This is a genomic window from Marinobacter zhejiangensis (assembly GCF_900114775.1).
Lineage (GTDB): Bacteria > Pseudomonadota > Gammaproteobacteria > Pseudomonadales > Oleiphilaceae > Marinobacter > Marinobacter zhejiangensis.
The window spans coordinates 592,594-607,149 of the sequence record NZ_FOUE01000002.1; the positions used below are offsets into that span (position 1 = coordinate 592,594).

The window sequence follows — 14,556 nt, forward strand, 5'->3', positions numbered from 1 at the left end:
AGGGCACGCTGTGGAAGGTCTCTGCGTGTCGGAGCCTTTGTTGTTCGGCTGCCTCCACTCGATCTGTATAGCCGATGATCAAGCTATCAAGTTCAAACTATTCAACAGTATCGGTATACTCCTGCCGCTCCGGCACTTGGCAATCTGGCCAGGCCGTAGACAAACGGCAGAGCACGCCGGAATATAACAGCAATCTCAGGACCCATCAATCCCGTAGGTGAGCGGTTCTTCACTTTTCCGCGGTCTGGAACTGGCTAGGTGTCATGGCTTTTAAATCTCCCAAAAGGAAGACTTCCCCTAAAACGGCGTCCCGCCGCTCTCCTCCGCCCGGGGCTGGCGTTCGGCCGCCGTCCGAGAAACCGCAGGAGCGCAGCTCGGTCCGCTGGGTGACGGTGGATGAGGATAATGACGGTCAGCGTATCGACAACTTCCTGCTGGCTCAGCTGCGGGGGGTGCCGAAGAGCGTGGTGTACCGCATCGTCCGGAAAGGGGAAGTGCGGGTTAATAAAGGGAGGGTGCGCCCGGATACGCGGGTAAAAACCGGGGACGAAGTTCGGATTCCACCGGTTACCCAGAAACAGAAGACTGCCGCCGTGGTCCCGGGTGCCCGGGTCCAGTCCGTCATGGAAGGGGCGGTGGTGTTTGAAAATGAGCAGATGCTGGTGGTCAACAAGCCTTCCGGTATTGCGGTGCACGGTGGCAGCGGTCTGGATTTTGGGTTGATTGAGGTGCTGCGGGCGGCCCGGCCTGACGCGCGTTTTCTTGAATTGGTTCATCGGCTGGATCGCGACACCTCCGGGCTGGTGATGGTCGCGAAAAAACGCTCGGCACTGCGTTATCTTCAGGATGAGCTGCGACAAAAACGAATTCGCAAGCACTACCATGCTCTGGTCGCGGGGCAGTGGCCAGCCAGGGTTGATCGTGTGGACGTGCCACTGCTCAGGTATGAATTGAGCAACGGGGAGCGGCGGGTTAGGGTGGATGACGAGGGCAAGGCATCGTTGACCACCTATAAGGTGCTTGCAGATTATGCCGGTTACAGTCTGGTGCAGGCGTCTCCGGTGACCGGCCGAACCCACCAGATCCGTGTGCACAGCGCTTATGCGGGGCATCCGATTGCAGGCGATGACAAGTATATGGATGATGTTAGCCTCAAGGCGTTTAGAGCCTTGGGTGGGCGGAGGCTGATGCTGCATGCCCGTGCGCTGGAATTCACCTTGCCAGGAAGTGGTGAGGCTATCCGGCTGGAGGCTCCCTATGATGAGGCCTTTGATGAGGTGCTTGTTAAGCTGGCTGGGCGCCAGACACACAATTGATGTTTAACTCAGGTTGGTTGTTTCGTGGCAAATCCGCATAAAGTCGTTATTTTTGATTGGGATGGGACCGTGGTGGACTCGGTGGAGCATATCACCGACAGTCTGCATCAGGCGGCCACCGAATTGGGGTTTCCAGCGCTGGAGCGGGCGGCCTATCGCGATATTATCGGGCTGGGTATCGTTGAGGCACTGGAAGCGTTGTACCCGGGGATTCGTCGGGATGAGATGCAGGCCATGAGGGAAGGTTATGGGCGTTATTTCTTCTCCAGGAAAACCTCGCCCCAGCAAGTCTTTGCCGGAATGGTGGATGTTCTCGCGGACCTGAATTCGGTTGGGCGAATGTGTGCGGTGGCGACTGGCAAGAGTCGGGGTGGGCTGGATCGCGCCTTGTCGGACAGTGGTCTGGGTGAGTACTTTCGGGTAACCCGTTGCGCAGATGAAACGCGCTCGAAGCCGGATCCGACCATGCTGGAGGAAATACTGGCGCACCTGGAGATCGCTCCGGAAGACGCAGTGATGATTGGTGACACCCGCTACGACCTTGATATGGCGCAGCGGATCAATATGCCGGCAATCGGTGTGGAGTGGGGTGTTCATGATCGCAGTGTCCTTCAGCAGTATGGACCCTATGCGGTTGTGGATTCTGTTAAGGCGCTTCGCGAGGCTTTGGGGCTGTAGCGTCTTTGTGTTGGTCTTGAACTTACTGAATGATGGGATGCATTGATGTCTGAATGGGATTCTGAGCAGAAACCGGGGTGGGGTGATTCGACGGCGAAGGCGACGGGTGATGCTGGTGCCAGCGGTCGTGATTGGAAGCTGATTGAGAAGCTGATCTTGTCCATGCAGGACGAGCAGCGCAAGAGCCGGCGCTGGGGAATTTTCTTCAAGGTGCTGACCTTTGTGTACCTGTTTGTTCTTCTGTTCGCGTTAATATTTCCCTCAGCCGATGTCGGAAAGCCTGGTGGCGATCACACCGCCCTGGTTGAAATTACCGGCACCATAGCGGCGGACGAAATGGCCAGTGCGGATAACATTGTTGGTGGTCTGCGGGAAGCCTTCGAGGCCGAGGCGGCAAAGGCTGTGGTATTGCGGATCAACAGCCCTGGCGGGAGCCCGGTTCAGGCGGGCTACGTCTATGACGAAATTCTTCGGTTGCGGGAGCAATATCCGGAGAAGCGCGTGTACGCGGTCATCGCCGATATTGGGGCATCTGGTGCTTACTACATTGCGGCGGCTGCCGATGAAATCTATGCCGATAAAGCCAGCCTTGTGGGGTCCATTGGGGTTGTTGGTGGCGGATTTGGTTTTACCGACCTGATGGAGAAGGTTGGCGTGGAACGCCGGCTTTATACCTCCGGGGAGAATAAGGCGTTCCTGGATCCGTTCTCACCGGAGAAAGAGGGTGAGGTCGAATTTTGGCAGCAAGTGCTGGATACGACGCACCGGCAGTTTATCGAGCAGGTCCAAAAAGGCCGGGGTGATCGCCTGGCGAATGACGACCGCCTGTTCAGTGGCCTGGTGTGGACCGGTGAGCAGGCAGTGGAGTTGGGGCTGGTTGATGCGTTGGGTAGTGCCTCTTACGTGGCGCGTGAGGTTGTAGGGCACGAAGAGTTTGTTGACTACACCCGCAGTGGCTCGAAATTTGATGAATTTATCGAACGATTTGGCGCGTCGGTCGGCTCTGGCCTGGCCAACCAGGTGATTCATTCCCGGTTGGAGTTGCGATAAGCCTCGGCCAGCGGGTCGAGACCCCATTGCCTGAACATGTCGCAGAGCCCGATCAGGGGTAGACCAATCAGGCTGTTGGGGTCGCGGCCCTCAAGTCTTGAGAACAGGGCAATACCGAGCCCTTCCATGCGGAAACTTCCAGCGCAATCGTAGGGGGTTTCCGTTTTCAGGTAGTGTTCAATCTCCTGGTCTGACAAGGTTCGAAAGTGAACATCGAAGGGTTCGCAGAGTTGGAGTGTGTCGCCTGTCGCGGAGTCCAGCAGGGTCAGGCCGGTCAGGAAGCGCACCTTTTGACCGCTGCATTGGCGGAGTTGTCGGCAGGCGGTTGAAAAATTGCCGGGCTTGGTGAGGATTTGCCCATCGGCGAGGGCGGCGACCTGGTCCGAGCCGACGATCCAGTGGTTGGGGAACTGAGTCTGCAAAGCTTCGGCTTTCTCCCGCGCCAGTCGCGTGGTCAGGCTCTCCGCGGACTCTTTGTCGCCCGCCGACTCATCAATGGCCGGGCTGGCGCTATCAAAGGGCAGTTCGAGCCGTTCCAGTAATGCCTTTCGGTAACGGGATGACGAGGCCAGGACGAGTGGCTTTGGTATCACTGGAGTTTCCTTCTTTAAGGGCGTCGTTTGATAGAGTGTTGCTGCGTTCTTATGATACTTGCACTGCCCCATCGTTGTTAAATACCCGTATCCCGTTGGGAAAATAAGTGGAATAGGTGACGAAGTCTTTGACAGCAGCGGACGAGCCACCTAAAATTGCGCGCCTATGTCAAATGCCGAATTGCCTAAGACCGTCGATCCCTACCGGCTCGCGGAGCACGACAGTGTATTAGAAGGGGTTATCCCCCTGACATCGCTGGAGCGTCTCGTCGAGTGTGTGGCCGGCGTTGCTGAAGACGGGCAGTGTCAGGTTTCGCTTGCCTTCTCTATGGATGGTGAGCGTCGCCGTATTGTATCGGGTGAGCTGGAAGCCAGGGTTGAGCTTGAGTGCCAGCGTTGTATGACGCCGATGGATGCGACACTGACATCGCAGTTTCGTCTGGGGTTGGTGACCAGCGATGAGCAGGCACAGAGATTGCCGAAGGAATTGGAACCGTTTTTGACGGACGAGTTCTCGGCGAACCTCTGGAGTATGGTTGAAGACGAGCTTTTGCTGGTGCTTCCTCCATTTCCCCTGCATGAACGAGATCAGTGTCCGGCTGGAAAACAGCTGGATGAGCTCGAATCAAGCGTCCCTGAGCCGGAACCGAAGGCGCAGGAACGAGAGAATCCGTTCAGCGTGCTGGCGGGGCTGAAGACGAAGAAGCACTAAATGATCACAAGCGCAGGCGGTACTTTGGAACGCCAGCGCTGTATTTTCGAACACTTGTTTTAAAGGTCAGGAGCAGAATCATGGCTGTACAGCAAAACCGAAAGACCCGCTCTAAGCGTGGTATGCGCCGTTCTCACGATGCACTGAGCGCTGCAACTCTGTCTACCGATGCGACCACCGGTGAAGTTCATCGTCGTCACCACGTGTCCCCGGACGGTTTCTACCGTGGCAAGCAGGTAGTTGAAGCGCGCGACGAGTAATCGTTGCGTCTGACGCTGTATCCATACAGGGCACTCGCACGGTGAGTTCTATCACCATCGCAGTTGATGCCATGAGTGGCGATCGCGGCCCCGCTGTTGCGGTGTCTGCGGCTCTGGATGCAGTCAGGGAAAACGAGGCCTTGAGTATTATTCTGGTGGGTAGCCAGGGTGAACTCGGGGCCTTGTTGCATGAGGGGCACCCGAGAATTCGGGTTGTCGAGGCGGTGGATGTCATTCGCATGAATGAGCGTCCTTCCCACGCCCTCCGCCATAAGCAGAATTCCTCGATGGCAGTCGCTTTGCGCCTGGTCAGGGATGGTGAGGCTCAAGGCTGCGTCAGTGCCGGTAATACCGGGGCGCTGATGGCTTTTGGTCGATCCATTATCCGGATGTACCCCGGTATCGAGCGGCCTGCGATCACCAAATTGATTCCCTCCCTCCGTGGCCGTTGCCACGTTCTTGATCTCGGCGCTAACGTTGATGCCAGCGCTGAAAACCTCTACCAATTCGCGTTAATGGGATCGCTGATGGCGTCTGCGGTGAGCGGGCTCTCCGAGCCTCGTGTCGCGTTGCTGAACGTCGGTGAAGAGGAGATTAAGGGGAACGAGCAGGTGAGGCTGGCATCGCACTTGTTGGCGCAAAGTGATGCGGTGAACTACATCGGGTACGTTGAGGGCAGCGACCTGTTCCGCAACGTTGCCGACGTGGTCGTTTGTGATGGTTTTGTCGGTAATATCGCGTTAAAGACCGGTGAAGGTGTCGCGGGTCTTTTGATTGAGCTTCTTGAGCAAGCCTTTAGCCGAGGTGTCTATGGTCGTCTGGTTGGTTGGCTTGCGCGCCCGATGCTTCGGCGCCTGCTCAAGTTGATGGACCCCGCCCGGCATAACGGAGCCAGCTTTCTCGGGCTTCAGGGCGTTGTTATAAAAAGCCACGGTAACGCCAATGAGCGGGCGATGCTGGCCGCCATTCGTCAGGCCACCCGGGAGGTGACGATGGAGGTCCCCAGCCGTATTAATGCCCGTCTGGACGACATGATGGTCTGACGGCACTGCGACCAATGTCCTAATCCTTCCTCCAGCCCTGACGTGGCTGTCGTCATACTTACCTTGTACTATTGGCTAATCTTCAGAAACGCTCATTGACGATAAGATTTCGAACTATGAAAACAGCCTTTATTTTTCCAGGTCAGGGTTCCCAGTCGGTCGGTATGCTTAGTGAAGCATCCGGGCAATGGCCAATTGTGGAACAAACGTTTGCCGAGGCTTCCGAAGTTCTGGGGTACGATCTTTGGCAGCTGTGCCAGCATGGGCCAGCGGAAGAACTGAACCGTACCATGGTCACCCAGCCGGCGCTGCTTACAGCAAGCGTTGCATTGTGGCGGCAATGGTTTGTAGCCGAAGGCCGCAAGCCGGACCTGTTGGCGGGTCACAGTCTCGGAGAGTACAGTGCCCTGGTTGCGGCAGAATCCCTGAATTTCCTCGAAGCGGTCAAGCTCGTGCAGCTGCGCGGTGAGCTGATGCAGGGCGCGGTGCCTGCGGGTGAGGGGCGTATGGCCGCTATCCTTGGTCTTGAAGACGCTGATGTCGTTGCGGCCTGTGAAGAGGCTGCAGACGGCGAGGTTGTTTCTGCGGTTAACTTCAATGCACCTGGCCAGGTGGTGATCGCCGGTGCTGCCGCTGCGGTTGATCGCGCGATTGAGGCCTGCAAAGCCAAAGGGGCCCGAAAGGCAATGCCGTTGCCGGTGAGCGTTCCGTCACACTGCGCTCTGATGAAAGGCGCGGCGGAAGAGTTGGCGAAGGCTTTGGACGAGGTCAGCTTTAATGATGCTGTAATCCCTGTCGTCCAGAATGTCACCGCATCTGTGTGTCAGGATCGTGAGTCCTTGAAGGCCAACCTGGTCAAACAGCTTTATAGTCCGGTGCTGTGGACCGACTCGATTCGCACCCTGACGGGGCAGGGCGTTTCTGTGGCGGTCGAGTGTGGCGCAGGCAAGGTGCTCGCTGGCCTGGTTAAGCGCATTGATCGAAACCTGAGTGTCTGCGGCATTGAAACCCGGGACGGACTGGATGATGCCCTGAAGGCATTTAAATAGTCCTGAGCTATATTGTGAACTGGTCGGGCTTGTCTCGGTCAGCGAGTGTCAACAAACAGGGAGTTTTCCATGTCTCTAGCAGGCAAGATTGCGCTGGTTACCGGCGCTAGCAGGGGAATTGGCAAGGCAATTGCTGACTCTCTGGCAGCGCAAGGCGCGACGGTTGTCGGTACGGCAACAACCCAGGCGGGTGCGGACGCGATCACGGATTACCTGAAATCCGCTGGCTATGATGGCTTCGGTATCGTGATGAACGTAGCGGATCCTGAAAGCATAGATGCCGGTCTTAAAAAGATCGGTGAAGACGCCGGGGCACCGCTCATTCTTGTGAACAATGCTGGCATCACTCGTGATAACCTTCTGATGCGGCTGAAAGATGACGATTGGGCCGATGTGATCGAGACCAACCTGGCCAGTGTCTATCGCACCAGCAAAGCCGTGCTCAGAGGCATGGCCAAGGCTCGCTGGGGTCGAATTATCAATGTCAGCTCCGTGGTAGCCGGTATGGGTAACCCGGGGCAGGCGAACTATTGTGCCGCCAAGGCCGGGGTTGAAGGGTTTACCCGCAGCTTGGCGAAGGAAATGTCGAATCGCGGGATTACCTCGAATTGCGTGGCGCCCGGGTTCATCGATACCGATATGACCAAGAAGCTGGACGATAAGCAACGGGAAGCTATGCTGGAGATCATTCCGGCGGGGCGCCTGGGGCAGCCGGAGGAAGTAGCGGCGGTTGTTTCGTTTCTTGCATCCGATGCCGCTGGCTATGTGACTGGAGAAACCATCCAGGTCAATGGCGGCATGTATATGGGATAACGCTGGTACAACATCGTTAAGAATTCCTTGTTGTACAAGACGTTAGACAGTTTGTCTGCTTGTTTGCAGATAGGCTTTAAACTAAACTGGCAATCCATAAATTGCTTGGTTGAAAAAAAGTGAGGAAATTATGAGTACAGTTGAAGAGCGCGTAAAGAAGATCGTTTGCGAGCAATTGGGCGTTAAAGAGTCCGAAGTACAGAGCACATCTTCTTTTGTTGAGGACCTTGGCGCTGACTCACTGGACACCGTTGAGCTGGTCATGGCGCTTGAAGAAGAATTCGAGACCGAAATTCCTGACGAGGAAGCTGAGAAGCTGGCCAGTGTTCAGGACGCGATCGACTACATCGTCGCGCACACCTGATACTCAGCTCGACTATATGCCAAGCAGAAGCCGTCCTTTGCTGCGTGAGAGGGCGGCTTTTTTTTGGCCGTGATTTCTTTTGACTGAAGAACCTAGGTGAATGGTGTTATGGCTGAACGACGTGTTGTGATTACTGGACTGGGTATGCTGTCCCCGCTGGGGAACGATGTGGCATCTTCCTGGGAAGGCATCAAGGCAGGACGCAGTGGTATCGGTCTGATTGATCGGTTTGATGCTACTGACTACAACACCAAGATTGGCGGTGCAGTTAAGGACCTGGATATTTCCGAGTACCTGTCGCCAAAAGATGCCCGCAAGATGGACCCCTTCATCCATTATGGACTGATTGCTGCTCAGCAGGCCGTTGATAACAGCGGGTTGGCAGAGTTTGATGCGCTGGACAAGGACCGGGTTGGTGTTGCTATTGGTTCAGGCATTGGCGGTCTTGAGTTTATCGAGAAAAACGTGATTACCCTGGCCGAGAGCGGTCCACGTAAGGTATCGCCGTTTTTTGTGCCTGCTTCGGTAATCAACATGATTTCCGGCAATGTGGCTATCCGGTTTGGTTACCAGGGGCCCAATATTGCCATCACCACTGCCTGTACGACAGGTACTCACAATATCGGCTATGCGGCCCGCACCATTGCTTATGGCGATGCTGATGTCATGCTGGCGGGCGGTTCGGAAATGGCAACCACCCGCACCGGTATAGCTTCGTTTTCCGCAGCGCGCGCGCTCTCCACCCGTAATGAAGAGCCAGAAAAAGCCAGCCGCCCTTGGGACAAGGACCGTGATGGGTTCGTGCTCAGCGACGGCGCCGGAGTGCTGGTGCTGGAAGAGCTTGAGCATGCCAAAAAACGTGGCGCGGCAATTTACGGTGAAGTGGTCGGGTTTGGTATGAGTGACGATGCCTATCATATTACCGCGCCGTCAGGTACCGGGGCTGAGAAGGCTATGAAGAATGCGCTGCGTGACGCAGGGCTCGAGCCGACCGATATCGATTACATCAACGCCCATGGCACCTCCACTCAGGTAGGCGACGTCGCAGAGGTGAATGCCGTCAAGAATGTCTTTGGCGAGCACGCTCACAAGCTGGCCATGAGCAGCACCAAGTCGATGACAGGTCATTTGCTGGGAGCAGCTGGCGCTGTTGAGGCCATTTTCTCTTTGTTGGCGGTTCGGGATGGGGTTTTGCCTCCCACCATCAACCTCGACAACCCGGATGAAGGTTGCGACCTGGACCTGGTTGCCAACGTCGCCCGGGAAGCGGATGTCAAAGTGGCGCTGTCCAACTCCTTTGGCTTTGGCGGAACCAACGGTACGCTCATCTTCCGCCGTTACGAGGATTGAGGCCTATGCTTTCCCTGGTCTGGGCTGAGAGCGAGTCGGTCACAGCCACTGACCGGGGATTGTCGTACGGAGACGGTCTTTTCGAGACGATCCGGGTTCACGATCAGCAGCCAGTGCTGGGTGCGCGTCACCTGGCCAGGCTTCTGTATGGCGCTGAACGATTGGGCATCCCTCTCGCGGCCGCTGAATTGGGCGCAAGCCTTGAGCAAGCGTTGGCCCGCTATGCAGGCCCAGACGACTGGGTGCTGAAGCTGGTATTGACCCGGGGTGTTGGGGGCAGGGGATACGTGCCCCCTTCGGCTTGCCAACCGACCTTGATAATCTCCCGTCATGATCTCCCGCCACCGCCTGATCCCTCTGGAGTCTCTGTGCAGCTGGCTCGTCACCCTGTGGTGGCGAATTCTGCCCTGGCCGGGCTTAAGACGTTGAATCGTCTCGATCAGGTCATTGCTGGCTCAGAGCTTCGCTCCGGCAACTATGAGGTGTTACTGACGGATGGGCGCGGGCATCTGCTTGAAGGCAGCAGAACCAACATCCTGGCCAAGGTTGCTGGCGAGTGGTGGCTGCCACCGATGAGTGAACTCGCGGTGCATGGCGTCATGTTGGCCGAGGTGGTTGAGCGGCTTCGGGCCGCTGGAGAGACTGTTCGTGAGCGAGTGCTTCCGGTATCAATTCTGGTGCGCACCGAGCTGGAGGGAATGTTCCTGACGAACAGCGTTGTGGGTGTCATTCCTGTGTGCAGGGTCGATTGTCGGGATTTGCCAATTGAGCATTCCCTTGCGACAATCTGCCGTCCATTGATCAGCTTGAAGTAAAGCCCTTGTTTCGACGCCTGTTTATTGCCCTTGTTTGTATTGTGATTCTGGCTTCCGCTGGCACCATGTTATGGGGTTGGCAGGGGCTCAAGACCCTGGAGACTCCGATTTCGTTGTCTGAGCCTCAGCTGTTTGATGTGCCGAGCGGTATGTCATTTTCCCAGCTTGCCAGAAAGATGGAAGTGGAAGGCTTTGTTGAGCGCTCCCTTTGGCTGCGTATTCACGGGCGGCTTTTCCCCAATCAGCTCCACATCAAAGCGGGAGAATACGAATTCACTGACGGCATGAGTGCACTCGCTATGGTGCAGGCTGTGGTGGATGGAGATACCAAGAGCTGGTCCATGCAGTTTATTGAGGGCTGGACGTTTCGTGATCTGCGGGCTGCATTGGCTAAAGGGGAACGTCTGCGCCACCTGACAACGGATTGGACGGATGAGCAGGTCATGGCTGAGCTTGGCGCTGCTGGTGAACACCCCGAAGGCCGCTTCTTCCCGGATACCTACCTCTATCACAGCCAGGATTCAGACCTGGATCTGCTTCGGCGGGCCTTCGACACCATGAACCGGGTGCTTGAAGAGGAGTGGAGCGAACGGGCCGAAGGGTTGCCCTACGATTCCGCCTATGAGGCGTTGATCATGGCCTCCATTGTCGAGCGGGAAACCGGTGTTCCATATGAGCGGGGCGAGATTGCCGGGGTGTTCGTCCGGAGATTGAACAAGGGGATGCGGCTGCAAACCGACCCGACCGTGATCTATGGTATGGGCGAGGACTACAGGGGCCGGATTACCAGTCGTGACCTGCGACGCTACACCCCCTATAACACGTACCGAATCAATGGATTGCCGCCAACCCCCATCGCGCTTCCGGGGCGTGAGGCTATCCATGCTGCCCTGCATCCGGAGGAAGGGCAGTCATTGTATTTTGTGGCCCGGGGTGACGGCACCCACAAGTTTTCTAACAGCCTGCGTGAGCATCAGCAGGCTGTTCGTGAGTATCAGCTCAACCGACGTGAAGACTACCGGTCTTCGCCACCACCGCAGACCAGTGAGGCTCAGCCGTGACCAAACGGGGCCAGTTCATCACCTTTGAAGGTTCCGAAGGCGTTGGAAAATCAACCCAGATCGCCCTCGCAGCTGATGCTCTGCGATCTGCCGGGGTGGATGTCATCGTCACCCGGGAGCCGGGGGGGACGCCGATGGCGGAAGCCATTCGGGAGCTTTTACTGGCTCCGCGGGACGAGGCGGTTCATGAGACGACGGAGCTGCTGCTGATGTTCGCCGCAAGGGCCCAACATCTCTACGGCCGGATTCTCCCGGCATTAGAACGAGGCAGTTGGGTGCTTTGTGATCGCTTTACCGATGCCACGTTTGCCTATCAGGGAGCCGGGCGGGGCGTGCCAGAGGAGCGTATTGCGGCACTGGAATCGTTGGTGCAACAGGCAGTACGGCCGGATCATGTGATCCTGCTGGATGCTCCGGTTGAAACAGGCATGGCGCGTGCGACCCGTCGAGGCGAGCTGGATCGTTTTGAGCGGGAAGAAGTGGCGTTTTTCGAGCGTATCCGGGCGTGTTACCTGGAGCGGGCACAGCGCTCCCCTGAACGTTATCATGTGGTTGATGCTGCCCGCCCGCTGGCTGAGGTGACTGCAAGTGTCGCCGCTATCCTGCAAAGCCTTCGTCAATAGGTTTTCTCTCGCCGTCTGATTTTAGAACTATACGCATAAACCGTCGTTGAAAATGGCGGATTTATGACACAAACTGTTCGCATCCTGAATGAATTGTGTCTGTATAGCGTTGTCGGCCTATGTTGAATGCCAGCCTGCTCAAGTTGCCCGAGGCCTCCCACCAGCATCGGCATGACTACCACCAGCTTGTCATTGGTGTGCGGGGTAACGCAGAACTGTGCGTCGATGGTTTCGGCTCAGTGCTGGATACCTGGAGCGCTTGCCTGGTACCTACAGAGATTCGTCATGATTATCGGGGGGATCACCAAAACCATGTCCTGGTGATTAACCTTGATCCCTATATCCCGGCATTTAACTCACCCGACCATGCCGATTACGAAGGGATGGCAGGGCTGTTCGAGCGCCCACGTACCGTAGCGCTGGATAACAAACTGCAGGGGTTAGTCCAGTTCTGTGCTGGTGAATTTGATCGGGCACCGGACAACCTGGCTCTGCGTCGTCACCTGTCGGCCGGAATACTCCACTGCTTGGTCGAACGGGTTGCCCAAAGGCCTTATCCGGTAGCGTCCAGCCGAACCGGGCTTAGTCCGGATACCATTCGCCGCTTCATCATGGATAACCTTCACCGCAAAATTACCGTCCAGGACATGGCGAATGTGGCATGCCTCAGTGTAAGCCGCTTCCACGAGATATTCCGCAGCCTGACCGGCGTTTCCCCCCACCAATTCCTCCTTCAGATTCGACTTGAACAGGCTATTCAGCTGTTAAGTGGTTCCCAATTGCCGGTATCCGAGATCAGCTACCGAACCGGCTTTTCCAGTCAGAGTGCATTGACCAACGCGATGCGAAAGCACTGTGGGACAGTGCCTTCCAGCGTCCGTGCTGCCGCTAAAGTTGATCATTGACCCCGCCTAAAACCACCGGTTCGAACTATCGGATGGTTTTGAAAAGATTCCGTAGGAATTTGCAATTCTGGAAGGGCATTCCAGACTAACTTAATAGGTTAGCCAATCCACGGCAGTCGGAATGGACGCTTCACTGCTATCACTTGGTGTGGCGAAGATCTGATGTTGGTGCCGTTGCTGATGCTTTTTTGCTCCGGTGACGCCTGTACATCCGATACCGGAACTCCAAAACAACTAGCGAGCACAGCGCATTGGGAGACAATTACAATGATTGATGGCAACTTGGGCGTAAGCCTGACATTTGTCGTATATATTCTATTGATGTTGGGTATTGGTTACGTTGCCTATCGACGAACCTCCAACCTCTCCGACTACATTCTTGGCGGGCGCAGCCTTGGCCCCCTGCCATCGGCGCTGAGCGCCGGGGCGTCTGATATGAGCGGCTGGTTGCTGCTCGGTTTGCCGGGTTATGCCTATGCGGCCGGCTATGAAGCGATCTGGATCGCCGTTGGTCTGCTGGCTGGCACCTGGCTGAACTGGCTGTTTGTTGCCAAGCGTCTTCGGATCTACTCCTATGCGGCCGGTGACTCGCTGACATTACCCTCATTCTTCGAGAACCGCTTTCACGACACATCCCGGGTTTTGCGGGTTGTCTCTGCCTTCTTCATTCTTCTCTTCTTCCTGTTCTATACCAGTTCCGGGTTGGTTGCAGGAGGCAAGCTGTTCGAGACGGTATTTGGTCTTAACTACCAAACTGCAGTTGTTGTCGGAACCCTGGCCGTGGTGTCCTACACCTTCTTCGGTGGTTTCCTTGCTGTTGCCTGGACGGATGTTATCCAGGGCCTGCTAATGTTTGCAGCTTTGCTGCTGGTGCCGATTATTGCGATCAATGCAGATGGTGGCTGGGGAGCAACCCAGGCTGCGATGGAGCTGAAGAATCCGGAATTCCTGGATGCATTGACGAGCAGTGATGGTAGTGCGATGTCATTGATCGCCATCTTGTCCCTGCTGGGGTGGGGGTTGGGGTACTTTGGCCAGCCGCACATTCTGGCTCGCTTCAAGGCAATCCGTAGCGAGGATGATATCCCGGCGGCCCGTCGCATTGCTGTGATCTGGACTGGGTTGGCGTTGTTGGGGGCGCTGCTGGTTGGCTTTGCGGCCATTGGCTACTTTGACACTCCGTTGGACGACGGAGAGCGGGCTTTCATGCTGCTGGTTGACGCGCTGTTCCATCCTATCATTGCCGGTATTCTGCTGGCTGCCATTCTGGCCGCAATCATGAGTACGGCGGACTCCCAACTGCTGGTGTCTTCTTCTGCACTGGCTGAGGATTTCTACAAGGCATTGTTCCGTCGAGAGGCTTCCCAGGGCGAGCTGGTCTGGGTTGGTCGTTTCGCGGTCATGGGCATCGCGACCATTGCCTGCATCCTCGCATTCAACCCGGACAGCAAAGTGCTTGAGCTGGTGTCTTATGCGTGGGCTGGTTTCGGTGCGGCGTTTGGTCCCGCGTTGATCCTGTCGCTGTACTGGAAGCGTATGACTCGCGCTGGTGCCATCGCTGGTATCGTGGTTGGTGGTGTTACCGTAGTGGTCTGGGGCAACCTGTCTGGCGGTATTCTTGACCTGTACGAGATTATCCCTGGCTTTATCTTCGCCACGATTGCCATTATTGGGGTATCGCTGGCCACCGAAGAGCCGGATGAAAAGATCCAGGAATCATTTGATCGGGCCATGGGCTCCTGATCGATACCTGTTCTGGAGAATGAAAAAGGGGCCTTCGGGCCTCTTTTTTTGTGCCCGGTCTCCGTCGAGGGGGAGTGGCCGTGTTGGGATAGGTGAGCGGGGGCGAATGGCTGGGGCGGCCGGAGTTGGCCATAAAAAACGCCAGCCCGGAGGCTGGCGTTTCTGGATTTTTCACCGTTCA

General features: G+C 56.5%; 16 protein-coding genes. 15 read left to right on the plus strand and 1 reads right to left on the minus strand.

Annotation, left to right across the window (positions count from 1 at the left end):
* Positions 1–263: 263 nt before the first annotated feature.
* Genes rluC through BMZ67_RS08070 form a run of 3 tightly spaced genes read left to right on the plus strand, consistent with a single transcriptional unit; the run spans position 264 to position 3,044 of the window.
* Positions 264–1,316, plus strand: a complete 1,053-nt coding sequence (gene rluC / locus BMZ67_RS08060; RefSeq protein ID WP_092021461.1) for a 23S rRNA pseudouridine(955/2504/2580) synthase RluC — start codon at positions 264–266, stop codon at positions 1,314–1,316.
* Between the two features lie 24 nt (positions 1,317–1,340).
* Complete coding sequence (locus BMZ67_RS08065; RefSeq protein ID WP_092021463.1) at positions 1,341–1,994, plus strand: HAD family hydrolase; 654 nt, start codon at positions 1,341–1,343, stop codon at positions 1,992–1,994.
* A gap of 45 nt (positions 1,995–2,039) precedes the next feature.
* Entirely contained in the window at positions 2,040–3,044 is a 1,005-nt protein-coding gene (locus tag BMZ67_RS08070; protein WP_092021465.1) for a S49 family peptidase, read from the plus strand.
* On the opposite strand, the gene BMZ67_RS08075 is transcribed toward BMZ67_RS08070, so the two are convergent.
* Positions 3,020–3,637, minus strand: a complete 618-nt coding sequence (locus tag BMZ67_RS08075; RefSeq protein WP_092021467.1) for a Maf family protein — start codon at positions 3,635–3,637, stop codon at positions 3,020–3,022. The two genes, BMZ67_RS08070 and BMZ67_RS08075, sit on opposite strands and share 25 nt — an antisense overlap.
* 166 nt (positions 3,638–3,803) lie before the next feature.
* Here BMZ67_RS08075 and BMZ67_RS08080 point away from each other — a divergent pair, with 166 nt between their 5' ends.
* From BMZ67_RS08080 to putP, 12 genes are all read left to right on the plus strand, one after another.
* Positions 3,804–4,349: a YceD family protein gene (locus tag BMZ67_RS08080; RefSeq protein ID WP_092021469.1), complete on the plus strand. Its 546-nt coding sequence runs from the start codon at positions 3,804–3,806 to the stop codon at positions 4,347–4,349.
* A gap of 80 nt (positions 4,350–4,429) precedes the next feature.
* Positions 4,430–4,609, plus strand: coding sequence for a 50S ribosomal protein L32 (gene rpmF, locus BMZ67_RS08085; protein WP_092021471.1), 180 nt, complete (start codon positions 4,430–4,432; stop codon positions 4,607–4,609).
* A 41-nt stretch (positions 4,610–4,650) separates the two neighbouring features.
* Positions 4,651–5,652, plus strand: a complete 1,002-nt coding sequence (plsX, locus tag BMZ67_RS08090) for a phosphate acyltransferase PlsX (RefSeq protein ID WP_281246595.1) — start codon at positions 4,651–4,653, stop codon at positions 5,650–5,652.
* Positions 5,653–5,768: 116 nt separating this feature from the next.
* A complete protein-coding gene (gene fabD / locus BMZ67_RS08095; protein ID WP_092021475.1) occupies positions 5,769–6,701 on the plus strand; it encodes an ACP S-malonyltransferase in 933 nt (310 codons plus the stop codon).
* Between the two features lie 69 nt (positions 6,702–6,770).
* A complete protein-coding gene (gene fabG / locus BMZ67_RS08100; protein ID WP_092021476.1) occupies positions 6,771–7,514 on the plus strand; it encodes a 3-oxoacyl-ACP reductase FabG in 744 nt (247 codons plus the stop codon).
* 130 nt (positions 7,515–7,644) lie between these two features.
* Positions 7,645–7,878 (plus strand): acyl carrier protein, encoded by a 234-nt coding sequence (acpP, locus tag BMZ67_RS08105; protein ID WP_092021478.1) that lies wholly within the window; start codon positions 7,645–7,647, stop codon positions 7,876–7,878.
* Between the two features lie 108 nt (positions 7,879–7,986).
* A complete protein-coding gene (fabF, locus tag BMZ67_RS08110; RefSeq protein WP_092021480.1) occupies positions 7,987–9,228 on the plus strand; it encodes a beta-ketoacyl-ACP synthase II in 1,242 nt (413 codons plus the stop codon).
* A 5-nt stretch (positions 9,229–9,233) separates the two neighbouring features.
* Entirely contained in the window at positions 9,234–10,043 is an 810-nt protein-coding gene (locus BMZ67_RS08115; protein WP_092021482.1) for an aminotransferase class IV, read from the plus strand.
* A 5-nt stretch (positions 10,044–10,048) separates the two neighbouring features.
* On the plus strand, positions 10,049–11,104 hold the full coding sequence (gene mltG / locus BMZ67_RS08120; protein ID WP_092021483.1) for an endolytic transglycosylase MltG: 1,056 nt from the start codon (positions 10,049–10,051) through the stop codon (positions 11,102–11,104).
* Complete coding sequence (gene tmk / locus BMZ67_RS08125) at positions 11,101–11,727, plus strand: dTMP kinase (RefSeq protein ID WP_092021485.1); 627 nt, start codon at positions 11,101–11,103, stop codon at positions 11,725–11,727. Before mltG ends, tmk begins: the two co-directional genes overlap by 4 nt.
* Before the next feature lie 119 nt (positions 11,728–11,846).
* Positions 11,847–12,632 (plus strand): helix-turn-helix transcriptional regulator, encoded by a 786-nt coding sequence (locus tag BMZ67_RS08130; RefSeq protein WP_092021487.1) that lies wholly within the window; start codon positions 11,847–11,849, stop codon positions 12,630–12,632.
* Positions 12,633–12,899: 267 nt separating this feature from the next.
* The gene (gene putP / locus BMZ67_RS08135; protein ID WP_092021489.1) at positions 12,900–14,375 is read left to right on the plus strand and encodes a sodium/proline symporter PutP; all 1,476 of its coding nucleotides are present in this window, start codon (positions 12,900–12,902) and stop codon (positions 14,373–14,375) included.
* Positions 14,376–14,556 lie beyond the last annotated feature (181 nt).

What these genes read in the sequence shown, in the direction of transcription:
- rluC (WP_092021461.1), top strand. Translation starts at nt 264, where the DNA reads ATGGCTTTTAAATCTCCCAAAAGGAAGACTTCCCCTAAAACGGCGTCC.
- BMZ67_RS08070 (WP_092021465.1), top strand. Translation starts at nt 2,040, where the DNA reads ATGTCTGAATGGGATTCTGAGCAGAAACCGGGGTGGGGTGATTCGACG.
- BMZ67_RS08080 (WP_092021469.1), top strand. Translation starts at nt 3,804, where the DNA reads ATGTCAAATGCCGAATTGCCTAAGACCGTCGATCCCTACCGGCTCGCG.
- rpmF (WP_092021471.1), top strand. Translation starts at nt 4,430, where the DNA reads ATGGCTGTACAGCAAAACCGAAAGACCCGCTCTAAGCGTGGTATGCGC.
- fabD (WP_092021475.1), top strand. Translation starts at nt 5,769, where the DNA reads ATGAAAACAGCCTTTATTTTTCCAGGTCAGGGTTCCCAGTCGGTCGGT.
- fabG (WP_092021476.1), top strand. Translation starts at nt 6,771, where the DNA reads ATGTCTCTAGCAGGCAAGATTGCGCTGGTTACCGGCGCTAGCAGGGGA.
- acpP (WP_092021478.1), top strand. Translation starts at nt 7,645, where the DNA reads ATGAGTACAGTTGAAGAGCGCGTAAAGAAGATCGTTTGCGAGCAATTG.
- fabF (WP_092021480.1), top strand. Translation starts at nt 7,987, where the DNA reads ATGGCTGAACGACGTGTTGTGATTACTGGACTGGGTATGCTGTCCCCG.
- BMZ67_RS08115 (WP_092021482.1), top strand. Translation starts at nt 9,234, where the DNA reads ATGCTTTCCCTGGTCTGGGCTGAGAGCGAGTCGGTCACAGCCACTGAC.
- BMZ67_RS08130 (WP_092021487.1), top strand. Translation starts at nt 11,847, where the DNA reads ATGTTGAATGCCAGCCTGCTCAAGTTGCCCGAGGCCTCCCACCAGCAT.
- putP (WP_092021489.1), top strand. Translation starts at nt 12,900, where the DNA reads ATGATTGATGGCAACTTGGGCGTAAGCCTGACATTTGTCGTATATATT.